19 protein-coding genes are annotated in these 21466 nt (G+C 73.3%); 14 read left to right on the forward strand and 5 right to left on the reverse strand.

All coding sequences use genetic code 11. The features are described from left to right. Positions 1-3: 3 nt before the first annotated feature. From ACIPLC_RS25885 to ACIPLC_RS25895, 3 genes are all read left to right on the forward strand, one after another. Positions 4-1371, forward strand: a complete 1368-nt coding sequence (locus ACIPLC_RS25885; protein ID WP_400475407.1) for an aldehyde dehydrogenase family protein — start codon at positions 4-6, stop codon at positions 1369-1371. A 6-nt stretch (positions 1372-1377) separates the two neighbouring features. After that, the gene (locus ACIPLC_RS25890) at positions 1378-2166 is read left to right on the forward strand and encodes a 3-oxoacyl-ACP reductase (RefSeq protein WP_400475408.1); all 789 of its coding nucleotides are present in this window, start codon (positions 1378-1380) and stop codon (positions 2164-2166) included. Positions 2167-2286: 120 nt separating this feature from the next. Further along, positions 2287-3510, forward strand: a complete 1224-nt coding sequence (locus tag ACIPLC_RS25895) for a DUF2510 domain-containing protein (protein WP_400475409.1) — start codon at positions 2287-2289, stop codon at positions 3508-3510. A gap of 331 nt (positions 3511-3841) precedes the next feature. Here the strand turns inward: ACIPLC_RS25895 and ACIPLC_RS25900 are convergent, their stop codons facing one another. Both ACIPLC_RS25900 and ACIPLC_RS25905 read right to left on the reverse strand, forming a co-directional pair. Then, complete coding sequence (locus tag ACIPLC_RS25900; protein ID WP_400475410.1) at positions 3842-4765, reverse strand: lytic polysaccharide monooxygenase; 924 nt, start codon at positions 4763-4765, stop codon at positions 3842-3844. A 359-nt stretch (positions 4766-5124) separates the two neighbouring features. Further along, positions 5125-6342 (reverse strand): alanine racemase, encoded by a 1218-nt coding sequence (locus ACIPLC_RS25905; protein WP_400475411.1) that lies wholly within the window; start codon positions 6340-6342, stop codon positions 5125-5127. Between the two features lie 91 nt (positions 6343-6433). Between ACIPLC_RS25905 and ACIPLC_RS25910 the strand changes: the two genes are divergently transcribed. Then, positions 6434-7207 carry an SseB family protein gene (locus ACIPLC_RS25910; RefSeq protein ID WP_400475412.1) on the forward strand — a complete coding sequence of 258 codons (774 nt, stop codon included), beginning with the start codon at positions 6434-6436 and terminating at the stop codon, positions 7205-7207. Between the two features lie 57 nt (positions 7208-7264). Here ACIPLC_RS25910 and ACIPLC_RS25915 read toward each other — a convergent pair whose 3' ends face one another. After that, complete coding sequence (locus tag ACIPLC_RS25915; protein ID WP_400475413.1) at positions 7265-7642, reverse strand: DUF1844 domain-containing protein; 378 nt, start codon at positions 7640-7642, stop codon at positions 7265-7267. A gap of 481 nt (positions 7643-8123) precedes the next feature. Between ACIPLC_RS25915 and infC the strand changes: the two genes are divergently transcribed. The 8 genes from infC (at position 8124) to ACIPLC_RS25955 (ending at position 16879) form a co-directional block, all read left to right on the forward strand. Beyond that, a complete protein-coding gene (gene infC / locus ACIPLC_RS25920) occupies positions 8124-8900 on the forward strand; it encodes a translation initiation factor IF-3 (protein ID WP_400475427.1) in 777 nt (258 codons plus the stop codon). 141 nt (positions 8901-9041) lie between these two features. Then, positions 9042-9236, forward strand: coding sequence for a 50S ribosomal protein L35 (rpmI, locus tag ACIPLC_RS25925; protein ID WP_360264568.1), 195 nt, complete (start codon positions 9042-9044; stop codon positions 9234-9236). 109 nt (positions 9237-9345) lie between these two features. Further along, complete coding sequence (gene rplT, locus ACIPLC_RS25930) at positions 9346-9741, forward strand: 50S ribosomal protein L20 (protein ID WP_030055649.1); 396 nt, start codon at positions 9346-9348, stop codon at positions 9739-9741. Between the two features lie 104 nt (positions 9742-9845). Beyond that, positions 9846-10712 carry a TrmH family RNA methyltransferase gene (locus tag ACIPLC_RS25935; RefSeq protein WP_400475414.1) on the forward strand — a complete coding sequence of 289 codons (867 nt, stop codon included), beginning with the start codon at positions 9846-9848 and terminating at the stop codon, positions 10710-10712. Positions 10713-10823: 111 nt separating this feature from the next. After that, the gene (locus ACIPLC_RS25940; protein ID WP_400475415.1) at positions 10824-11927 is read left to right on the forward strand and encodes an ATP-binding protein; all 1104 of its coding nucleotides are present in this window, start codon (positions 10824-10826) and stop codon (positions 11925-11927) included. A gap of 264 nt (positions 11928-12191) precedes the next feature. Next, complete coding sequence (gene pheS / locus ACIPLC_RS25945; RefSeq protein ID WP_400475416.1) at positions 12192-13313, forward strand: phenylalanine--tRNA ligase subunit alpha; 1122 nt, start codon at positions 12192-12194, stop codon at positions 13311-13313. Then, complete coding sequence (pheT, locus tag ACIPLC_RS25950; protein ID WP_400475417.1) at positions 13313-15814, forward strand: phenylalanine--tRNA ligase subunit beta; 2502 nt, start codon at positions 13313-13315, stop codon at positions 15812-15814. Before pheS ends, pheT begins: the two co-directional genes overlap by 1 nt. A gap of 222 nt (positions 15815-16036) precedes the next feature. Then, positions 16037-16879, forward strand: a complete 843-nt coding sequence (locus tag ACIPLC_RS25955) for a chitosanase (protein ID WP_400475418.1) — start codon at positions 16037-16039, stop codon at positions 16877-16879. Positions 16880-16948: 69 nt separating this feature from the next. On the opposite strand, the gene ACIPLC_RS25960 is transcribed toward ACIPLC_RS25955, so the two are convergent. Then, positions 16949-17818: a 3-hydroxybutyryl-CoA dehydrogenase gene (locus ACIPLC_RS25960; RefSeq protein ID WP_400475419.1), complete on the reverse strand. Its 870-nt coding sequence runs from the start codon at positions 17816-17818 to the stop codon at positions 16949-16951. Between the two features lie 282 nt (positions 17819-18100). Between ACIPLC_RS25960 and ACIPLC_RS25965 the strand changes: the two genes are divergently transcribed. After that, on the forward strand, positions 18101-18919 hold the full coding sequence (locus ACIPLC_RS25965) for an SDR family NAD(P)-dependent oxidoreductase (RefSeq protein ID WP_400475420.1): 819 nt from the start codon (positions 18101-18103) through the stop codon (positions 18917-18919). 35 nt (positions 18920-18954) lie between these two features. Here the strand turns inward: ACIPLC_RS25965 and ACIPLC_RS25970 are convergent, their stop codons facing one another. Beyond that, on the reverse strand, positions 18955-19899 hold the full coding sequence (locus ACIPLC_RS25970) for a polysaccharide deacetylase family protein (protein WP_400475421.1): 945 nt from the start codon (positions 19897-19899) through the stop codon (positions 18955-18957). 272 nt (positions 19900-20171) lie between these two features. Between ACIPLC_RS25970 and ACIPLC_RS25975 the strand changes: the two genes are divergently transcribed. Beyond that, positions 20172-21056 carry an SAM-dependent methyltransferase gene (locus ACIPLC_RS25975; protein ID WP_400475422.1) on the forward strand — a complete coding sequence of 295 codons (885 nt, stop codon included), beginning with the start codon at positions 20172-20174 and terminating at the stop codon, positions 21054-21056. The last annotated feature ends 410 nt before the right edge of the window (positions 21057-21466 follow it).

Raw genomic sequence — 21466 nt, forward strand, 5'->3', positions numbered from 1 at the left:
CCGATGACCGACCCCACCGTCAGCACCGTCCGCAACCCCGCCACCGGCGAGGTGCTCGCCACCGTCCCGGACACCACCGCCGGGCAGGTGGACGCGGCGGTCCAGCGCGCGTCGAAGGCCCAGCCGGGCTGGGCGGCGCTGGCACCGGGCGAACGGGCCCGGCTGCTGCGCCGGTTCGCCGACCAGGTCGAGGTGCACATCCCGGAACTGGCCGCACTGGAGGTGCGCGAGGCCGGCCACACCGTGGGCAACGCCCGCTGGGAGGCCGGCAACGTCCGGGACCTGCTGGAGTACGCGGCCGGGGGAGTGGAGCGTCTGACCGGCCGGCAGATCCCGGTGGCCGGCGGCCTGGACGTGACCTTCCACGAGCCGGTCGGCGTGGTCGGGGTGATCGCGCCGTGGAACTTCCCGATGCCGATCGCCGCCTGGGGCTTCGCGCCCGCCCTGGCGGCGGGCAACGCCGTCCTGCTCAAGCCCGCCGAGGCCACCCCGCTGACCGCGCTGAGGCTGGCCGAACTCGCCCTGGCGGCAGGGCTGCCGGAGGGCCTGTTCCAGGTGCTGCCGGGTACGGGCGGGACGACCGGGCGGGCCCTGGTGGACCACCCGGCGGTCCGCAAGATCGTCTTCACCGGCTCGACCGTGGTCGGCAAGGAGGTGGCCGCCCGCTGCGCGGCCCGGGCCAAGCGGGTCACCCTGGAGCTGGGCGGCAAGAGCCCCAGCATCGTCTTCGCCGACGCCGATCTGGCCCGCGCCGCGGACCCGATGTCCTTCGCCGACAACAGCGGTCAGGACTGCTGCGCGCGCAGCCGGATCCTGGTCCAGCGGGAGGCGTACGACGACTTCCTGGCGCTGCTGCTGCCCGCCGTCGAGGCGCTGCGCACCGGCGACCCGGCGGACCCGGAGACCCGGCTGGGCCCGCTGATCTCGGCCGCCCAGGTGCGCCGGGTCGCCTCCTACGTCACCCCGGACCTGCCGGTGCTGGCCCGCGGCGCGGTGCCGGACGGGCCCGGCTACTGGTACCCGCCGACGGTGATCGCGCCGACCGACCCGGAGGTGCCGGCGGTCACCGAGGAGATCTTCGGCCCGGTCGCCGCCGTGCTGCCGTTCACCGACGAGGCGGACGCGCTGCGGCTGGCCAACGCCACCCGCTACGGCCTGTCCGGCTCGATCTGGACCAGGGACCTCGGCCGGGCGCTGCGGCTGGCCCGCGGCGTCGCGGCGGGCAACCTGTCGGTCAACTCGCACTCCTCGGTGCGGTACTGGACGCCGTTCGGCGGCTACGGCGAGTCCGGGGTCGGCCGGGAGCTGGGGCCGGACGCGCTGCGCCACTTCACCGAGACCAAGAACGTCTTCATCCACAGCGAGGAGTAGCAGCCGATGACGGAGAACGACGCCCCGGTGTGCCGCCGCCTGGTCGGCCGCACCGCCGTGATCACCGGCGCGGGCAGCGGGATCGGCCTGGCGGCCGCCCGCCGGCTCGCCTCGGAGGGCGCGAAGGTGGTCTGTGCGGACCTGGACGAGCAGTCCGGGCGGGCGGCCGCCAAGGAGGTCGGCGGCCTGTTCGTGCACACCGACGTCACCGACCCGTACATGGTCGAGGCGCTGTTCGACGAGGCGTACGAGACGTACGGGAGCGTGGACGTCGCGTTCAACAACGCGGGCATCTCGCCGCCGGAGGACGACTCGATCCTGACCACCGGCCTGGACGCCTGGCGCAAGGTCCAGGAGGTCAACCTGACCTCGGTGTACCTGTGCTGCAAGGCCGCGCTGCCGTACATGCGGCGGCACGGGCGGGGCTCGATCATCAACACGGCCAGCTTCGTGGCCCGGATGGGCGCGGCCACCTCGCAGATCTCGTACACCGCCTCCAAGGGCGGGGTGCTGGCGATGTCCCGGGAACTGGGCGTGCAGTTCGCCCGGGAGGGGATCCGGGTGAACGCGCTGTCGCCCGGGCCGGTGGACACCCCGCTGCTGCGGGAGCTGTTCGCCGCGGACCCGGAGCGGGCGGCCCGCCGGCTGGTGCACATCCCGCTGGGCCGGTTCGCCCGGGCCGAGGAGATCGCCGCCGCGGTGGCCTTCCTGGCGAGCGACGACTCGTCCTTCATCACGGCGAGCGAGTTCCTGGTGGACGGCGGCATCTCGGGCGCCTACGTGACCCCGCTGTAGCCCCGGAGCGGTCGCCCGGCCGGGCGCCGAGCCCCTTCTCACCGTAATCTCATCGAAAACCACCGGAATGAGAGGCCGCGCTGATTTCGCGTTTATCCGCGTGCCTTTAGATTCTCTGTTGTGAGCGAGCAGATTCCCGCCGGGTGGTACCCGGACCCGAAGGACACCGGCGGCGACCCGAGGCCGCAGCGCTGGTGGGACGGCAGGGGTTGGACGGCCAGCACCCGGCCCGCGCCCTCGGACGCCCCGGAGCCGGTGCCCCCGGCGGCCGGGGCTCCGGAGCCGGGGCCGGGGTCGGCCGACGAACCCACGGTGCTGCAGGGCGAGGTGCTGGACAGCGGGCCGACCGTCCGCTACCCGGAGCCGCCGCCCTTCGGCACCGCCTACGGCTCCGAGGCACCGCCGCCGCGCAAGCCCCGGCGCCGGCCGTCCCCGCTGGTGATCGCCGCCACCGTCGCGGCGCTGCTCGGCCTGGGCACCGGTTCCGGGATCACCTACCTGGCGATGGACGGCCACGGCAGCGACCGCCCGCAGCGCAGCGCCCGGCAGGCCGTCCCGAACGGCGAGAACGGCCCCTGGAACGGCTTCCCGGGCCTCGGCGGGAACGGGAACGGCGGCAACGGGAACGGCGGCAGTGGCAACGGCGGGAACGGGAATGGCGGCAGCGGGAACGGCGGCAGTGGCAACGGCGGGAACGGGAACGGCGGCAGCGGCGACAGCAACAACGGGAGCGGCGGCAGCGGTAACGGGAGCGGCGGCAACGGGAACGGCAGCGGCAAGACCAGGCCCGGCGGCGGGAACGCGATCGACCTGGTGAACGGGCTCACCCTGCCCGTCCCCTCCGGCTGGCAGGGCGGCTACACCCCCGACGGCTACGCCTCGGTCGTGGTCGGCCCGTACCAGTGTCCGGACGGCAGCGAATCGTGCACCCTCGGCGGGGTGACCACCGGCCGGATCGGCGGCGGCGGCACCGACGCCCAGGCCGCCGCCAAGGCCGACATCGAGAAGGCGGCCAAGGACTCGTACGGCGCCATCACCGGGCACCAGGAGCTGAAGTCCGAGGCGGTCAAGGTCAACGGCCAGGACGGCTACCTGGTCCGCTGGAAGGTCGACGCTCCCAAGGGCAACAACGGCTACGTGCAGACGGTGGTCTTCCCGTCCACCGACGGCAAGACGCTGATCTCCGTGCACTTCGGCTTCGACATCGCCGACAAGGCGCCGGACCTCGGCCTGATGGACACCATCGTCAACGGCATCGCCGACTTCAAGGGCAAGCTGCCGTCCATCCCGGGCGGCGGGCTTCCCGGCGGCGCCACCGGTGGCACCGGCGGAACCAGCACCTGAGCGGCACCAGCACCTGAGCCACCCGCTCCTCACGCGGCGGGGGGGGCCCCCCCGCGGGGGGGGGGGGGGGGCGCCCCCCCCGGGGGGCCCCCGGGGGGGGGGGCCGCCCCCCGCGCGGGGGGGGGGGGGGCGGGGCCCCGGCGGCGCCCCGGGGGCGCCCGGGGCCCCCCCCCCCCCGCCGGCCCCCCCCCCCGCCCCCCCCCCCCCCCCCGCGGGGGGGGCCCCCCCCCCCCCCCCCCGGGGGGGGCCCCGCCGCCGTTCGATTCACACGGGGTGGAGCCGCGGAACCGGGCCGGACGGGGGTTTGGCCGTCCCGGCTCCGCGTCCGGCGTCAGGAGTCGCGTCGAACAGCCTCGATGCGACGGCGCCGGAGCACCATGCCGGCCCAGCCGACGCTGATCGCGGCGGCGCCGGCCAGCAGCAGCGGACCGGTGGCCGACGTGCCGACGGCCGCGACGGTGGTCGGGATCACCGCGCCGGCCGGGGAGTTGGGGTCGCCGCCGTGGCCGTGGTGGGCGACCGTGGACTTGGACGCGTCGGCCGCGATCTGCGCGTCGCTGGGCGCGGCCGGGGCCTGGGCGGCGAGCGCCGGAACGGCCGGGGCGCCGGCCGCGGCGGGCGTGCCGAAGTCGATGTCGGAGCAGCCGTAGAACGCCTCCGGGCTGTCGCTGCGCTGCCAGACCGTGTACAGCAGCTGGCGGCCGGTGCGCTGCGGCAGGGTGCCGGAGTAGGTGTAGAAGCCGTTGGTGGCGGTGCGGTCGACCTGCACCTGGGCGACCGGCGTCGGGTCGAGGTCCGACCACTTCAGCGGCTTGGTGGGGTCGTAGCTCGGCTTGGTGATGTAGACGGTCTGGGTGCCGACGTGCGGCGCGGTGGTGCGGAACTGGAAGGTGAAGGCGCCCGCCTTGACCGCGGTGGCCGGCCAGTCGGTGCGCGGCCAGTCCAGGGCCTGGTACTTGTCGCGGTTGGCCGAGCAGAGCTTGCCGTCCGGGATCAGCGCCTGGTGGTTGCCGGCCGCGTTGGCGATGTTGACCTCGTTCCAGTCGTACAGCGGCTGGGTGCCGCTCGCGGCGACGAGGTCCTTGCAGACCTGGGACACCGGGTGCTCGGGGCCCTCGGCGTAGCAGGCGGCGACCCGGCTGACCGGGTTGGTCATCGTGCCGTGGGCGCTGGCGGTGCCTGCGGTGGAAACGGCCACCGCGAGGGCCGCGGCGCCGACCACGCCGACGGACAGGGCACTTCGCTTGATGGACATGGGGTGGGGACTCCTTGACCGTCGTTCCGGGCGAGTGTGGGGGAGCGGACACGCCTGCCCGTTCGGGGGCCGCCGGCCCGGACCGCGGACCCCTGGCCAGAGCGTATGATTGGTCTGGACCAGCTGGCAATAGTCGTGCGCGCCGCGCTTTCTGACGGACTGTAGGCCCCTGAACAGGGCAAAGGCCCGACGGAACGGCCGGGTTAGGCGTTCCATCGGGCCCGCTTAAGGCTCCGGAAAGGTCGTCGGTCGGTCGATCGCCGGATGGACGGGCGGCCGTTCGGACGGTCAGGCCGTCGTCGGTCGTGCCGGCCCGGACGGCCCGGCGGCGGATCGTGGCGCTGCCGGCCGCCGCCCGGTCACAGGAACGTCCTCCCCTCGCCCCGGTACGTCGGGACGGTCCGGACGATCCGGTCGCCCTCGACCAGGTGCAGTTCGGCGAAGCGCTCGCACAGTTCGCCCGCCTTGGCGTGCCGGAACCAGACCCGGTCACCGATCAGCAGGTCGTCCGCGGCCGCGCCGAGCAGCGGGGTCTGCACCTCCCCGGCGCCCTCCAGCGGGTCGTAGCGCAGCCCCTGCGGCAGGTACGGGACCGGCGAGCGGTCCGGGCCGGCCGCGCCGGAGGCGGGGTAGCCGCCGCCGAGCACCGTCACCACGCCGACGCCGGGGCGGCGCACCACCGGCTGGCCGAACAGCGCGGCCGGGCGGCCTTGGAACGAACGGTAGTTGTCGAACAGCCGGGGCAGGTAGAGCCCGGAGCCGGCCGCGACCTCGGTGACCGCGCGCTCGGCCACGGTGGACTCCACGCTGCCGGTGCCGCCGCCGTTGACGAACTCCAGCTCGGCCACCCGTCGCAGCCGCCGGACCACGGCCGCCCGCCGCTCGGCCAGTTCGGTCCTGGCCCTGGCCTGCATCAGCCGGATCAGCTGCGAGCGCACCGGCCGTCCGGGCACCCGGTCGCCCACCCCGGCGACGTGCCCCTCGTAGGCCATCAGGCCGACCACCCGGAAGCCCCGGCGGTGCTGGACGAGTTCGGCGAAGGCGCCGAGGTCCTCGGGGGTGCGCAGCGGGGAGCGCCGGGCGCCCACCCGGACCCGCCCGCCGAGCAGGTGCAGCGCGGTGTCCAGCTCCAGGCAGACCCGCACCTCGGCGTCGCCGCCGCGGGCCTTGTCGATCAGGTCCAGCTGGGCGGGGTCGTCGAGGACGACGGTGACCTCGCGGGCGAGCGCCGGATCGGCGGTCAGCTCGGTGTAGCCGGCCCGGTCGGCGGAGGGGTAGGCGAGCAGGACGTCGCGCACGCCGGTGCGGGCCAGCCAGAGCGACTCGTCGAGGGTGAAGCTCATCACCCCGGCGAAGCCGTCCACGGCCAGCGCGCGCTCCAGCAGTGCCCGGCAGCGCACCGACTTGCTGGCCACCCGGATCGGCTTGCCGGCGGCCCGGCGCACCAGGTCGGCGGCGTTGGCGTCGAAGGCGGCGAGGTCGACGACGGCCACCGGCCCGTCCAGGTGCGCGGTGGCCCGGTCGTACCGGAGGCGGTCGGAGACCGGGGCGGGGGCGGCGGTTTCGAGCATGGCCATGCGCGCAGGGTGCCACACCGCGCTACCGGTGGGTAGGCCCCGCGTGCAGGGAAATGGGGCGGCTCGCGCGCGGTGGCATAGGGTCGGGCGGGTGGACCGCAAAGACTTCTCCAACCCGGCGTTCGTCGGCAAGAGCATCCCGAACCCCGGCTTCTCCGAGGACGACGGCACCTCCGACCCGGCGCTCGCCGAGGCCCTCGCCCGCTGGTCGCAGGACCGCGCGGCCGAGCCGGAGGTACTGGCGGCGCTGACCCCCACCCGGCTGATGGTCCCGATCGTCGCGATCCTGGGCGAGGTCGAGGTGGACGAGCACGGGCACCGGCACGAGAAGACCAGCGACATGGCCGTCCCGGTGCTGGAGGCCCCGGACGGGCGCCGCGCGCTGCCGGCCTTCACCTCGCTGGAGTCGCTGGCCCGCTGGCGTGCCGACGCCCGCCCGGCGCCGACGGCGGCTCCGCAGGCCGCGATGGTCGCCTTCTCGGAGCGCGCCGACACCCTGCTGATCGACCCGGCCGGGCCGGTGCCGTTCCAGCTGAGCGGCGCCCGGCTGCGGGCGCTCGCGGAGAACCGCCCGTTCCTGCCGCCGGTCCGGGACCCGGAGGTGCGCGAGGCGGTCCGTGGGCTGCTGGCGGCCGAGCCGCAGGTGCTCACCGGGCTGCTGGCGGCCTCGGAGGGTTCGGACGGGGTGCTCGCGGTGGTGTTCGACCCGGCGCTGGACCAGGACGGGCTGCAGGCGGCCGTGCAGCGGGTCGGGCAGGCGGTGGCCGCCGACCCGGTGCTGCGGGTGCGGTTGGACCGGGGGTTGGACCTGGCGGTGCTGCCGGCGAGCGCGGAGTTGCCGGGGGAGCCGCTCCACAAGCGGTAGGAAACGCATCGGGGGCAGTGCGTCACGTGACGCACTGCCCCCGATGCCACGGCCGGATCAGGAGTAGACCGGCCCGGTGAACTTCTCGCCCGGGCCCGTGCCCGGCGCGTCCGGGACGATGGAGGCCTCGCGGAAGGCCAGTTGCAGCGAGCGCAGGCCGTCCCGCAGCGGCGCCGCGTGGAAGTTGCTGATCTCCGGGGCGCCGGCGGTGACCAGCCCGGCCAGCGCGGTGATCAGCTTGCGGGCCTCGTCGAGGTCCTTGTCCTTGTCCCCGCCCTCGGCCAGGCCGCACTTGACCGCGGCGGCGCTCATCAGGTGCACCGCGACGGTGGTGATCACCTCGACGGCCGGGACCTCGGCGATGTCCCGGGTGAGGTCGTCGAAGCCGATCGCGTCGTCGTCCGCGCCGGGGGTCTGGGTGGGCTCGCTGCTCAAGGGGGGCTCGTTCCGTCGTGCCGGTGTCCGTACCCCTGGAGCGTACAAGGGCCCTGTCGGACACGGACAAAGGTGGTGAGGTGGGGCGGAATGGCGTTCGACCCCGCAGCGCTGTATGCTTCGAGACTGACCGGCCGGGATCCCCATGGGCGCCTGGCCAGCAAGTGGAGGCTCCACCCAGGAGGCCCGAGAGGGCAACCGCGAAAGTCTCCCACCTGGTCGACCTCACGGTCGACGGGTCCCGGTCCGCGACGGGCGCCGAGGCGCCGAGTCGCAGCAGCGCTCCTCACCAGGGCGCCGCCCCCGGAATGTGTGGAGCCCCGCTTGTACCGAGCGGGGCTTTTTTCGTGTCGCGGTGCACACGGTGCCGAACAGGTGCCGGGCAGCGCAGCACGAATGAAGCCCCGCCCAGTGGTCGAGTCCACTACGTGCGACCGCCGTCCGACGGCCGCATCGCAGAAGGTGCAACCGAGGAGGCCCCATCAGCACCGAGCCCCGCATCAACGACCGGATTCGCGTCCCGGAGGTGCGACTCGTCGGTCCCAGCGGCGAGCAGGTCGGCATCGTGCCGCTTGCCAAGGCGCTGGAGCTCGCGCAGGAGTACGACCTTGACCTGGTCGAGGTCGCGGCGACCGCCCGGCCGCCGGTGTGCAAGCTCATGGACTACGGCAAGTTCAAGTACGAGTCGGCCATGAAGGCCCGTGAGGCGCGCAAGAACCAGGCGCACACGGTCATCAAGGAGATGAAGCTCCGGCCGAAGATCGACCCGCACGACTATGACACCAAGAAGGGTCACGTCGTCCGGTTCCTCAAGCAGGGCGACAAGGTCAAGATCACGATCATGTTCCGTGGTCGTGAGCAGTCCCGCCCCGAGCTGGGCTTCCGTCTGCTGCAGCGGCTCGCCGACGACGTCCAGGACCTGGGCTTCATCGAGTCCTCGCCGAAGCAGGACGGCCGGAACATGATCATGGTTCTTGGCCCGCACAAGAAGAAGACCGAGGCGATGGCCGAGGCCCGCGCCCTCGCCGACGCCCGCAAGGCCGAGCGTCAGGGCCGTACCCCCGGCTCCGACGCCGCCGAGGACGACGACCTGCTGGACGACGACCTGCTGGTCGACGACGAGGTCGGCGACGACGAGGTGACCGACGACGAGGTGGCCGACGACGAGGCCACCGAGGCGCAGGAAGCCCCGGCCGAGGCGCCGGCCGTCGAGGCCGACGCTCCGGTCGAGCAGCCGGCCGCCTCCCAGGGCGCCTGAGCCTTCACCGGCCAGGGCGGCCCGGGAGACCGGCCCCAAGGTGACGGGGCGTCCCGCCCGGTCACGCAGATCCATCCAGTTCACGCCCGCGTGGCGCAGGCCGCGCGGGCGCGGACGGGACCGACGAGGAGATACGGCGAAATGCCGAAGCAGAAGACGCACAGTGGCGCCAGCAAGCGCTTCAAGATCAGTGGCTCTGGCAAGGTGCTGCGCGAGCGCGCCGGCCGCCGCCACCTCCTGGAGCACAAGCCCTCGACGCTGACCCGCAAGCTGGCCGGGACGGTCGAGGTGGCCCCCGCTGACGCCAAGAAGATCAAGAAGCTTCTCGGCAAGTGATCGCCCTCCCGCCCGGCGCGAGCCGCGAGCGGGGCAGCTGATCCTTCCCGACCCATTCGAATGACGGACCACGTGAAGTAGTCCGTGGTCCAACCCAAGGAGTAATCAAGTGGCACGCGTCAAGCGGGCAGTCAACGCCCACAAGAAGCGCCGGGTCATCCTGGAGCGCGCCAGCGGCTACCGTGGCCAGCGTTCCCGCCTGTACCGCAAGGCCAAGGAGCAGGTCACCCACTCGCTGGTCTACAACTTCAACGACCGCAAGAAGCGCAAGGGCGACTTCCGTCAGCTGTGGATCCAGCGCATCAACGCTGCGGCCCGTGCCAACGGCATCACCTACAACCGCTTCGTGCAGGGCCTGAAGGCCGCCAGCGTCGAGATCGACCGCAAGATGCTGGCCGACCTGGCCGTCAACGACCCGGGCGCGTTCGCGTCGCTGGTCGAGGTCGCCCAGAAGGCGCTGCCGGCCGACGTCAACGCCCCCAAGGCTGCCGCCGACGCCGCCTGATCTTCCGAGATCAGTTGAGCTCTGACCGGACCCGCAGGCTCCCTGCGGGTCCGGTTCTGCGTTTCCCCGGATCCTCAGCGCCGACCGCCACAGAGAACGAGACCATGCCGAGCACCGACACCCCCCTGCTCACCTCCCTGCGCTCGCCGCGCGTCGTCGCCGCCCGCCGGCTCGCCAAGCGGAACCAGCGCACCAAGGAACGCCGCTTCCTGGTCGAGGGCCCGCAGGCCGTCCGGGAGGCCGTCGCCTTCGGCCAGCTGCCGGGCTCGGCCGAGCACGCCGTGGTCGAGGTGTACGTGACCCCGGAGGCCGCCGAGCGGCACGCCGGCATCGTCGAGGCGACCCTGGCCGAGGGGCTGCCGGTACTGACCGCCACCGACGAGGTGATTGCCGACATCTGCGACACGGTGACCCCGCAGGGCATCGTGGCGCTCTGCCGCTTCATCGACACCCCGTTCGCCGAGGTGCTCAAGGCCCGCCCCAAGCTCGTCGCGGTCCTCGCCCACGTCCGCGACCCCGGCAACGCCGGCACCGTGCTGCGCACCGCCGACGCGGCCGGAGCGGACGCCGTGGTGCTCACCGACGCCTCGGTGGACCTGTACAACCCGAAGGCCGTCCGGGCCTCCGTCGGCAGCCTGTTCCACCTGCCGGTGGCGGTCGGCGTGCCGGTCGAGGAGGCGGTCGCGCAGCTGCGCGCGGCCGGGGTCCGGGTGCTGGCCGCGGACGGCGCGGGGGAGCGCGACCTCGACCAGGAGCTCGACGAGGGCACCCTGGGTGCGCCCGGCGCGTGGGTGTTCGGCAACGAGGCCTGGGGGCTTCCGGAGGAGACCCGCGCGCTCGCCGACGAGGTCGTGCGCGTCCCGATCCACGGGCACGCCGAGAGCCTCAACCTGGCCACCGCCGCGGCCGTCTGCCTGTACGCCTCGGCCCGGGCTCAGCGCTCGCCCGGCGGCTGCCGCTCGAACGCCTGACCCGCACGCTCCCGGCGCCACTCGCCGAGGGCCTACTACAGGGGGCTGCGAGGCGCTAGGGTCTGCCTCTGTGGGGGGAACGGCACGGTGGGTAATCGGGGAGGGACACCCATGGTCGGCAGCGGGCCTGAGCTCGACCCGGACGACCTACCGGACGGCCTGGTGGTCGCCGATGCGCTGGGCCGGGTGGTCTGCTTCAACCGGGCCGCGGCCCGGCTCACCGGCGTGCTCCCGGAGGCCGCGCTCGGTAGCGAGCTGGAGGACGTCCTCCCACTGGAGGACCTGGACGGCCGCCGCTGGTGGCAGCTGACCGACCCGTACGGCGGCCTGGCGACCCGCACCGGCCAGCCGGAGCGCAACCTGCTGCTGCCCGGCGGCCGCGAGGTGCTGGTCTCCGCCCGGTACGTCCGGGCCGTGCCGCTGGGGCCGCCGCAGCGGGTGGTGATCGCGCTGCGCGGCACCGAGGCCCGGCGCCGCACCGAGCGCAGCCACGCCGAGCTGATCGCCACCGTCGCCCACGAGCTGCGCTCGCCGCTCACCAGCGTCAAGGGCTTCACGGCGACGCTGCTGGCCAAGTGGGAGCGGTTCACCGACGGGCAGAAACGGCTGATGCTGGAGACGGTGGACGCCGACGCCGACCGGGTCACCCGGCTGATCGCCGAGCTGCTGGACATCTCCCGGATCGACGCCGGCCGGCTGGAACTGCGCAAGCAGGTGGTCGACCTGGCCGCCGCGGTGCGCCGGCACGTCGAGCGCAAGGTCGCCACCGGCATCCCCGAGGAGCGCTTCGACGTCCGGATCAGCGAGTCGCTGACCGTCCTGTGGGCCGACCCGGACAAGGTCGACCAGGTGCTGGCCAACCTGCTGGAAAACGCGGTGCGCCACGGCGAGGGAACTGTCACGATCGAGGTGGCACCGGCCAAGGAGGTCGTCGAGGCGCCCCTCTGGGAGCGCTCGGGCACCCCTCCCCGCATCGTGGAAGGCACTGCGATCACCGTGAGCGACGAAGGAAGCGGCATCCCCGAGGAGTCGATGCCGCGCGTCTTCACCCGCTTCTGGCGCGGCTCCAAGCGCGGCGGCACCGGCCTGGGCCTGTACATCGTCAAGGGCATCGTGGAGGCCCACGGCGGCTCGATCCGGGTCGACCGCGCCCCCTGCGGCGGCGCCCGGTTCCGATTCGTCCTGCCCGCCAGCGTTCCGGACTTCATGCTCTGAAAGAGCAGGAACGACCAGCAGAGCATGCTCTGAGGTCCCGCTGGACGGGCTTCCAGGCAGTCGCGCTACGCGCTGCGACTACACTCGACCTTTGGCGTTTGTGGGACGCCCTGTGCGGCTGAGCCGCGGACACCCCTCTTCCCCGTCGTACGGATTCCCCGTCGTACGGAGAACGGCTGCCCGTGCCCCGGCCACACCGGGCGTACCGCGGAGGAGAGCCACCCTTACCTGAGCACGGACGAGCAGGAGCACGGGAAGATAGAGATGTCGGCACCCAACAAGTCGTACGACCCGGTCGAGGTCGAGGCCCTCAAGCCCGAGGTGGTGGAGCAGGCGCGGGACGAGGCCGTCGCCGCCTTCGCCGCCGCCAGCACGCTCGACGAGCTGAAGCAGGCCAAGGTCGCCCACACCGGCGACCGCTCCGCGCTCTCCCTCGCCAACCGCGAGATCGGCGCCCTGCCCCCGCACGCCAAGGCCGCCGCCGGCAAGCTGATCGGCCAGGCCCGCGGCGCCGTCAACAAGGCCCTCGCCAAGCGGCAGGCCGAGTTGGAGACGGAGCGCGACGCCCGCGTGCTGGTCGAGGAGGCGGTGGACGTCACGCTGCCGTACGACCGCGCCCCGCGCGGCGCCCGGCACCCGCTGACCACCCTGGCCGAGCGCATCGAGGACACCTTCGTCGCGATGGGCTACCAGGTCGCCGAGGGCCCCGAGGCCGAGGCCGAGTGGCTGAACTTCGACGCCCTCAACCTGGGCCCGGACCACCCGGCCCGCTCGATGCAGGACACCTTCTTCGTGCAGGCCCCGGACGGCTCCGCCGACTCCGGCGTGGTGCTGCGCACCCAGACCTCCCCGGTCCAGGCGCGCACCCTGCTGGACCGCGAGCCCCCCGTCTACGTCGTCTGCCCCGGCCGGGTCTACCGCACCGACGAGCTGGACGCCACCCACACCCCGGTGTTCCGCCAGGTCGAGGGCCTCGCGGTGGACGAGGGCATCACCTTCGCCGACCTCAAGGGCACCATCGAGGTGCTGGTCGAGAAGCTGATCGGCGGCGGCCTGGAACTGCGCTGGCGCCCCTCGTACTTCCCGTTCACCGAGCCGAGCGCCGAGATCGACCTGCAGTGCTTCGTGTGCCACGGCGAGAGCGTCGGCAACCCGGACCGCCCCTGCCGCACCTGCTCCTCCGAGGGCTGGATCGAGCTCGGCGGCTGCGGTGTGGTCAACCCGCGCGTGCTGGTCGCCTGCGGCGTCGACCCCAACCGCTACAGCGGGTTCGCCTTCGGCCTGGGCCTGGAGCGGATCCTGATGAATCGTCACAACGTCGCCGACATGCGCGACATGGTCGAGGGTGACGTGCGCTTCACCCTCCCGTTCGGGATGGAGATCTGATGCGCGTCCCGCTTTCCTGGCTGCGCGAGTACGTCGACCTGCCGGCCGGCGAGACCGGCCGTGACGTGGCGGAGCGCCTGGTCCGGGCCGGCCTGGAGGTCGAGACCGTCGAGCAGCTCGGCGGTGACCTCAAGGGCCCGCTGGTGGTCGGCGAGGTGCTCTCCATCGAGGAGCTGACCGGCTTCAAGAAGCCGATCCGGCACTGCTTCGTCAACGTCGGCGACGCCAACGGCACCGGCGAGCCGCAGGAGATCGTCTGCGGCGCCCGCAACTTCGCCGTCGGCGACAAGGTCGTCGTGGTGCTCCCGGGCGCCGTGCTGCCCGGCCCCTTCCCGATCGCGGCCCGCCAGACCTACGGCCGGACCTCGGCCGGCATGATCTGCTCGGCCCGCGAGCTCGGCATGGGCGACGACCACGACGGCATCATCGTGCTCCCGCCGGAGTTCGAGCCCGGCACCGACGCGATCGAGCTGCTCCAGCTGGTCGACGACGTGCTGGACATCGCCGTCACCCCGGACCGCGGCTACTGCCTGTCCCTGCGCGGCGTCGCCCGTGAGGCCGCCGCCGCGTACGGGCTGCCGCTGGCCGACCCGGCGCTGCTCGACGTGCCGCCGGCCAACTCCTTCGGCTACCTGGTCAAGGTCAACGACCCGGCCGGCTGCGACCGCTTCGTGGCCCGCACGGTCGTCGGCGTCGACCCGACCGCCAAGTCCCCGATCTGGCTGCAGCGCCGCCTGCAGAAGGCCGGCATCCGCCCGATCTCGCTGACCGTCGACATCACCAACTACGTGATGCTGGAGGTCGGCCAGCCGCTGCACGCCTACGACAAGCAGCGCGTGAACGGCCCGATCACGGTCCGCCGGGCGGAGCAGGGCGAGAGCCTCACCACCCTCGACGGCGTGCAGCGCAAGCTGTCCGCCGAGGACCTGCTGATCTGCGACAACAGCGGCCCGATCGGCCTGGCCGGCGTCATGGGCGGCGCCTCCACCGAGATCCTCGACCCGGCCGCCGGCCCGGGCACCACCGAGGTGATCATCGAGGCGGCGCACTTCGAGCCGGTCGCCATCGCCCGCGCCGCCAAGCGGCACAAGCTGCCCTCCGAGGCGTCCAAGCGCTTCGAGCGCGGCGTCGACCCGGAGGCCGCCCGCGCCGCCGCCCAGCGCGCCGTCGACCTGCTGGTCCTGATCGCCGGCGGCACCGCCGAGGCCGGGGTCACCGACATCGCCGCCCCGCACCCGGTGCGCACCATCACCATCGCCGCCGACCTGCCCGACCGGGTCGCCGGCACCGCGTACGGCCGCGAGACCGTCACCCGGCGCCTGCAGGAGATCGGCTGCTCGGTCTCCGGCGCCGACGTCCTGGAGGTCACCCCGCCGACCTGGCGCCCCGATCTCACCGACCCGTACGACCTCGCGGAGGAGGTCATCCGGCTGGAGGGCTACGACAACGTCCCCGCCCGGATGCCCAACGTGCCCCCGGGCAAGGGCCTGACCGAGGCCCAGCGCGTCCACCGCCGGATCGGCGTCGCGCTGGCCGGGACCGGCTACGTCGAGGTCAACAACTACCCGTTCCTCGGCGAGAGCGCCTTCGAGGCGCTCGGCCTGGAGCCGGACGACCGGCGCCGGCGCACCGTCAAGCTGGTCAACCCGCTCAACGACGAGGAGCCGGCGCTGCGCACCACGCTGCTGCCGGGCCTGCTCGGCGCGCTGCGCCGCAACGTCGGCCGGGGCAACACCGACCTGGCGATCTACGAGACCGGCACCGTCTTCCTGCCCAAGGACGAGCTGACCGTGGCCCCGCGCCCGGCCGTCGACCGCCGGCCCAGCGCCGAGGAGCTGGCCGCGCTGGACGCCGCGCTGCCGGACCAGCCGCGCCGGGTCGCCGTCGCCCTCGCGGGCGAGCGGCTGCCGTCCGGCTGGTGGGGCCAGGGCGCCGGGGCGTCCTGGGCGGACGCCGTCGAGGCGGCCCGTACGGTGGCCCGCGCGGCCGGCGTCGAGCTGACCGTCCGGCAGGGGCAGCGGGCGCCGTGGCACCCGGGCCGCTGCGCCGAGCTGGTCGTCACCGGCACCGACCGGGTGGTCGGCCACGCCGGCGAGCTGCACCCGCGCGTCGTCAAGGCGCTCGGTCTGCCGGCCCGCACCAGCGCGATGGAGATCGACGTCGACCTGCTCACCGCGGACGGCGCCGAGAAGGTCAACGGTCCGGTGGTCTCCGGCTTCCCGGTGGCCACCCAGGACGTCGCGCTGATCGTCGACGCCGCCGTCCCGGCCGCCGACGTGGAGGCCGCGCTGCGCTCCGGCGCGGGCGAACTGCTGGAGGCCATCCGGCTGTTCGACGTCTTCACCGGCGAGCAGGTCGGCGAGGGCCGGAAGTCGCTGGCGTACGCGCTGCGCTTCCGCGCCGCGGACCGCACGCTGACCGCCGACGAGGCGACCGCCGCCCGCGAGGCGGCCGTCGCCGAGGCCGTCGCCCGCACCGGTGCGGTGCTGCGCGGCGCCTGATCCCGTCAGGCCCCAGGGCCCCGCCCGGACCTCGGTCCGGGCGGGGCCCTTCGCGTCGCCCGGAGCCCGCCACGGGCCGGGCGCGTTCTCCCGGGGGCGGTCTGACCTGCGTCTTTGAAGAGCCTTGAAGAGAATTTGTCAAAACCCTTGCGGGGATGGGGAAGGAGGGCCTTAATTCTCGTTAGGAAAGTTTCCTAACCCCCCGAGGAAACGGAGCATCGTATGCGTCCCCAGCACCACCGTGCCCTCCGCATCGCCCTCGCCGCCGCCCTGGTGGCCGCGCCCCTCACGGTCGCGGCCGCCGGCGCCGCCAACGCCGCGCCGACGTCCGCGACGTCCTTCCGGCTCAAGGGAGTCGGGCTGGACGACCCGCACAAGAAGGACATCGCGATGCAGCTGGTGTCCAGTGCGGAGAACTCCTCGCTGGACTGGAAGGCCCAGTACAAGTACATCGAGGACATCGGCGACGGGCGCGGCTACACCGGCGGAATCATCGGCTTCTGTTCCGGCACCGGCGACATGCTGGAGCTCGTCCAGCACTACACCGACCTCAAGCCGGGCAACGTCCTCGCCAAGTACCTGCCGGCCCTGAAGAAGGTCAACGGCAGCGCCTCGCACGCCGGCCTCGGCACCCCCTTCGTCAACGACTGGGCCACCGCCGCCAAGGATACCGTCTTCCAGCAGGCCCAGAACGACGAGCGCGACCGGGTGTACTTCAACCCCGCCGTCAACCAGGCCAAGTCCGACGGCCTGCGCGCGCTCGGCCAGTTCGCCTACTACGACGCCATCGTCATGCACGGCCCCGGCAACAGCTCGGACAGCTTCGGCGGCATCCGCGCCGCCGCCATGAAGAAGGCCAAGACCCCCGCCCAGGGCGGCGACGAGGCCACCTACCTCAAGGCCTTCCTGGACGCCCGCAAGGTGGTCATGAAGAAGGAGGAGGCCCACTCCGACACCAGCCGGGTCGACACCGAGCAGTCGGTCTTCCTCAACGCGAAGAACTTCGACCTCAACCCTCCGCTCAAGTGGAAGGTCTACGGGGACAGTTACACCATCAACAGCTGACGGTGCATCAAACGGGGCCCGGGGGCGGTAGATCGCCCCCGGGCCCCGCCGCCGTCCACCGGTCGGTGCTCAGGCGCTCGCGGTGTAGTCGTAGAAGCCGCGGCCGGACTTGCGGCCCAGCAGGCCCGCGTCGACCATCCGGGAGAGCAGCGGGGGAGCGGCGTACAGCGGTTCCTTGTACTCGTCGTACATCGACTCGGCGATCGAGACGATGGTGTCCAGACCGATCAGGTCGCACAGTCGCAGCGGGCCCATCGGGTGGGCGCAGCCGGCCTCCATGCCCTTGTCGATGTCGGAGGCGGTGGCCACGCCCGACTCGAACATCCGCACCGCGGACAGCAGGTAGGGCACCAGCAGCGCGTTGACCACGAAGCCGGCCCGGTCGCGGGCGCGGATCGGCTCCTTGCCGAGCTCCTGGGAGGCGAAGGCCTCGACCCGCTCGGTGGTCACCGCCGAGGTGGTCAGCGTCGGGATGACCTCGACCAGCTTCTGCACCGGCGCCGGGTTGAAGAAGTGCAGGCCGATCACCTGCTCGGGGCGGGAGGTGGCGGCGGCCAGCTTCACGATCGGGATCGACGAGGTGTTGGAGGCGAGGATCGCGTCGCGGCGCTCCACCACCTGGTCCAGGGCCTGGAAGATCTTGACCTTGACGTCCTCGCGCTCGGCGACCGCCTCGACCACCAGGTCACGGTCGGCGAAGTCGGACAGCTCCACGGTGAAGGCCAGCCGGGACAGCGCCTCGTCCCGCTGCTCCGGGCTCAGCTTGCCGCGCTTGACCGCCGTGTCCAGGGAGTTGGTCAGCCGGGTACGGCCGAACTCCAGCGCCTCACCGCTGGCCTCCGCCACCAGGACGTCCAGCCCGGCCCGGGCGAAGACCTCCGCGATGCCCGACCCCATCAGGCCGCAGCCGATCACTCCGACGCGCGCGATGTCACTCACTCAGTTGCCCTTCGGTGGTGCTGGGGATCGCCCAGCGACTGGTGACCCAGCGAGCTGCTGGTCAACGGGCCGGTGTACCGGAATGGGTGCACCGGTCACCGTCCCGACGACGTTACTACTCCGTACCGGCCGGTAGGTCACCCCCTCCCCGGGCGGGTGCCGGTGCGAGCCGTCGTCCGAACGGGTGAGGCCGCGCCCGCCGCCCGTGCGCCCGGGGCCGCGCCCGTCCGGCGGCCGGAAGAATGCCGCAGACGGGGGCCGGGGACGGGAAGGGAGCACACGGTGCCGACGGGATCGCTCACAGGACAGGTCGCCCTGATCACCGGCGCAGGCCGGGGAATCGGCCGGGAGATCGCCATCGGCCTGGCCGCCGAGGGCATGGCCGTCGGCCTGGTCGGCCGCACCCACGGGACGCTGACCGACACCCTCAAGGAGTGCGTCCGGCACGGCTCCCGCGGCGTCGCCGTCACCGCCGACGTCACCCGCGCCGGCGCCGTCCGCGAGGCCGTCCGGATCATCGAACGCGACCTCGGCACGATCGACCTGCTGATCAACAACGCCGGCCTGGTCGACCGCGCCGAAGTGCCGCTCTGGGAGACCGACGCCAACCAGTGGTGGCAGGTGATCGAGACCAACCTGCGCGGCCCCTACAACCTGCTGCGCTGCGTCCTGCCCGGCATGGTGTCCAGGGGGCGCGGCCGGGTGGTCAACCTCAACTCCGGCTTCGCCCTGCGCCCGGACGGCGACTACACCGCGTACGCCACCTCCAAGGGCGCGCTGCTCCAGCTCTCCGACAACATGGCGGACTCGCTCGCGAGCCACGGCATCGTCATCCTCGACATCAGCCCCGGCGCGGTCGCCACCGACATGACCGCCGGAATGCCGATGTTCAAGGACATGAAGACCTGGGGCTCCATCCCGTACATGGTCGCGGTCACCGTGGACGTCGCCCGCGGCCGCTTCGACGGCCTGCACGGCCGGTTCATCCACGCCGGGCGGGACGACCTGGAGGAGCTGGTCAACCGGGCCGCGGAGATCCGCGCGGCGGACGCCCGGACGCTGAGGATGCGCCCGTACAAGGAGGACGACCCGATGGGGTGAACGGGCCCCTCGGGCGGCGTGGCCCTACGGGTGTCCTAGGCGCACAGCTGACTGACGGTCACCGGCTTCAGCCCCGCCTTGGCGAGGCCGTCCAGGATGCCCGGCAGCGCGTCCACCGTGCACTGGTGGCCCATGTGCAGGGCGACCACCGAGCCGCCGCGCACCGACTTCAGCACCCGGCGCTGCAACTCGGCGGCCGACGGGTCGTTGTAGTCGCGCGGGTCGACGTCGAAGGACAGCACGTGCTCGTAGCCGACCGCCTTCGCCTGCTCGCGCACCGTCCGGGTGGCGTACTGCGCGGCGGACGGGCGGAACCAGCGGCCGATCGAGCCGGTGAGCCGTTGCAGCCGTTCGGCGCACTGGGCGATCTCGTCGTGGACCTGGTCCGCCGTCATCGTCGAGAGGTCGAGGTGGTTCTGGGTGTGGTTGCCCAGCTCGTGCCCGGCGTCCAGGATCCGGCGGGCCATCTGCGGCTGCTGGTCGAGCCAGCTGCCGACCGCCATCACGGTCAGCTTGACGCCGCGCTGCTCGGCGGCCTCCAGCAGGGCGGTGGCCATCTTCGGATCGCCGCTGCCGTGGCAGGTCAGCGCCACGAACTTGCTGGTGCGCGGCCCGTTCACCACCTCGACCGGGGTGCCGGCGGCGAGCGGCGGCAGCACCGGCGGCGTCGGCGGGGGCGTCGGTGTCGATGGGGGCGGCGTCGCGGCCGCGGCGGCCGGGTCAGCAGGGTCGGCCGGGTCGGCCCCGGTGGGCTGCTTCTCCGGTGGGGCGATCGGCGTGGCGGAGGGCGGGCCCTCGCCGCCGTTCCAGGCCGGGTCGGTGGTCTGCTGCGGGTCGAGGGTGCCCGGGTGCACGGCGAGCGCCCCGGTGTCGGCCCGGCGCGGGGCGCCGGAGGCGCACGCGCTGAGGAACCCGCTGGCGGCGGTCAGGGCGGCCAGCTGGACGGCGGTGCGCAGTACGGTGCGGCGGTCTGCAGTCATCGGCAGTCAGCATAGGGACGGCGGCACTCCGGTGCGATCCGAGAAGCGTCCGGGTACCGCCATTGACGTGCACACACTCCGCCGCCCGGGTGTTGCGTAAACCTGAACTCCCGCTGTTTCACCGGCGTGTCGTCGGATACGATCACGGCGCACCGTATGCCACGGAAGAGTGGCCGGGCCGGAGGCGGGTCACCCCGTCGTACCGGGCGGGCCTGTCGGCGCCACGGCGGTGCCATGTCCGGCAGTGAGTACGGCATTGGGGGCGGAACAGGATGCACGAGGACAGCGCAGCCATCGGCGAGGCCACCGGCACCGACTGGGACTGGGCCAGAGCGGACGACTGGCAGCCGCCGAGCGAGCTCGACACCGGCATCCCGCACACCGCCCGGATGTACGACTACTACCTGGGCGGCAAGGACAACTTCGAGGCCGACCGCAAGGCCGCCCAGGCCGCCATAGCCGCCTACCCCGCGCTGCCGCTGCTGGCCCGCACCAACCGGCGGTTCCTCGGTGACGCGGTCGAGTTCGCCGCCGGCCGGGGCATCCGCCAGTTCGTCGACATCGGCACCGGCATCCCGGCCGTCGGCTCCACCAGCGAGGTCGCCCAGCGGGTCGCGCCCGACGCCCGGGTGGTGTACGTCGACAACGACCCGATCGTCGCCACCCACGCCCGCGCCCTGCTGGCCGGCCACCCTGCCGGGCACACCTCGGTCATCGAGGCCGACCTGCGCGACCCGGCCGCCATCCTCGACCACCCGGGCCTGCTCGCCGCCGTCGACCTGTCCCGGCCGGTCGCGCTGATGCTCGTCGCCGTGCTGCACTTCATCCGCGACGAGGACGGCGCCCAGCAGATCGTCCGCACCCTGCGCGACGCGCTCGCCCCCGGCAGCGCGCTGATCCTCTCCCACGGCAGCCCCGACTTCGCCTCCCGGGAGAGTGCCGCCGAAGGCACCCGCATCTACCGGAGCGCCAGCGCCCCCCTGGTGCTGCGCCCGCGCGCCGGCGTCGAGCCGTTCTTCGGCGACTTCGAGTTCGCCGGCCCCGGCCTGGTCCAACTCCCGCTCTGGCGCCCCGCCCCCGGCCACGTCCCCACCGCCGAGCTCCCCGAAGGCTGGCAGGACGTCTCCGCCTACGCGGGCGTCGCCTTCAAGAAGTAGCCCAGGGGCGCGAGGCGGACCGGTCCCGGCGCCTCCCTCCTACGCCGGGACCGGCCCCGCACACCACGAACCCTAGGCCTGCCCTCTGACAGTCCGTCGTCCGTCCCGGTACGGACCGGGAGGAACCGGCGCGACGGCGCGGGCGGGCCGGTGCCGGCCTCCGCGGCACGGAACCCCTGGACGAGAACGAGCTCCGCGCGTCCTCCGTCAACTGCTCCAAGGGCGAGGCGCGTTGGCTCAGCCCCCCCGGGGACTGGCGGAACTGCGCGGGGAGACGCCGGACTTCCTCGGCCGGCGGGAATGACGAAGCGCGCTCTAGGCCGTGTCCTGCCGATCACTTGAGTCGTTGATACGACTATGGGGAGTAGGGGTGATCTGACTGACGGCCAGTGGGAGCGGCTTCGGCCGCT

Origin of the sequence: Kitasatospora sp. NPDC086801, assembly GCF_044745805.1 — a bacterium.
Classification (GTDB): Bacteria; Actinomycetota; Actinomycetes; order Streptomycetales; family Streptomycetaceae; genus Kitasatospora.

What these genes read in the sequence shown, in the direction of transcription:
- ACIPLC_RS25955 (WP_400475418.1), top strand. Translation starts at nt 16,037, where the DNA reads ATGCGTCCCCAGCACCACCGTGCCCTCCGCATCGCCCTCGCCGCCGCC.
- ACIPLC_RS25940 (WP_400475415.1), top strand. Translation starts at nt 10,824, where the DNA reads ATGGTCGGCAGCGGGCCTGAGCTCGACCCGGACGACCTACCGGACGGC.
- pheS (WP_400475416.1), top strand. Translation starts at nt 12,192, where the DNA reads ATGTCGGCACCCAACAAGTCGTACGACCCGGTCGAGGTCGAGGCCCTC.
- ACIPLC_RS25905 (WP_400475411.1), bottom strand. Translation starts at nt 6,342, where the DNA reads ATGGCCATGCTCGAAACCGCCGCCCCCGCCCCGGTCTCCGACCGCCTC.
- rpmI (WP_360264568.1), top strand. Translation starts at nt 9,042, where the DNA reads ATGCCGAAGCAGAAGACGCACAGTGGCGCCAGCAAGCGCTTCAAGATC.
- ACIPLC_RS25970 (WP_400475421.1), bottom strand. Translation starts at nt 19,899, where the DNA reads ATGACTGCAGACCGCCGCACCGTACTGCGCACCGCCGTCCAGCTGGCC.
- ACIPLC_RS25900 (WP_400475410.1), bottom strand. Translation starts at nt 4,765, where the DNA reads ATGTCCATCAAGCGAAGTGCCCTGTCCGTCGGCGTGGTCGGCGCCGCG.
- ACIPLC_RS25890 (WP_400475408.1), top strand. Translation starts at nt 1,378, where the DNA reads ATGACGGAGAACGACGCCCCGGTGTGCCGCCGCCTGGTCGGCCGCACC.
- ACIPLC_RS25935 (WP_400475414.1), top strand. Translation starts at nt 9,846, where the DNA reads ATGCCGAGCACCGACACCCCCCTGCTCACCTCCCTGCGCTCGCCGCGC.
- ACIPLC_RS25975 (WP_400475422.1), top strand. Translation starts at nt 20,172, where the DNA reads ATGCACGAGGACAGCGCAGCCATCGGCGAGGCCACCGGCACCGACTGG.
- pheT (WP_400475417.1), top strand. Translation starts at nt 13,313, where the DNA reads ATGCGCGTCCCGCTTTCCTGGCTGCGCGAGTACGTCGACCTGCCGGCC.
- ACIPLC_RS25885 (WP_400475407.1), top strand. Translation starts at nt 4, where the DNA reads ATGACCGACCCCACCGTCAGCACCGTCCGCAACCCCGCCACCGGCGAG.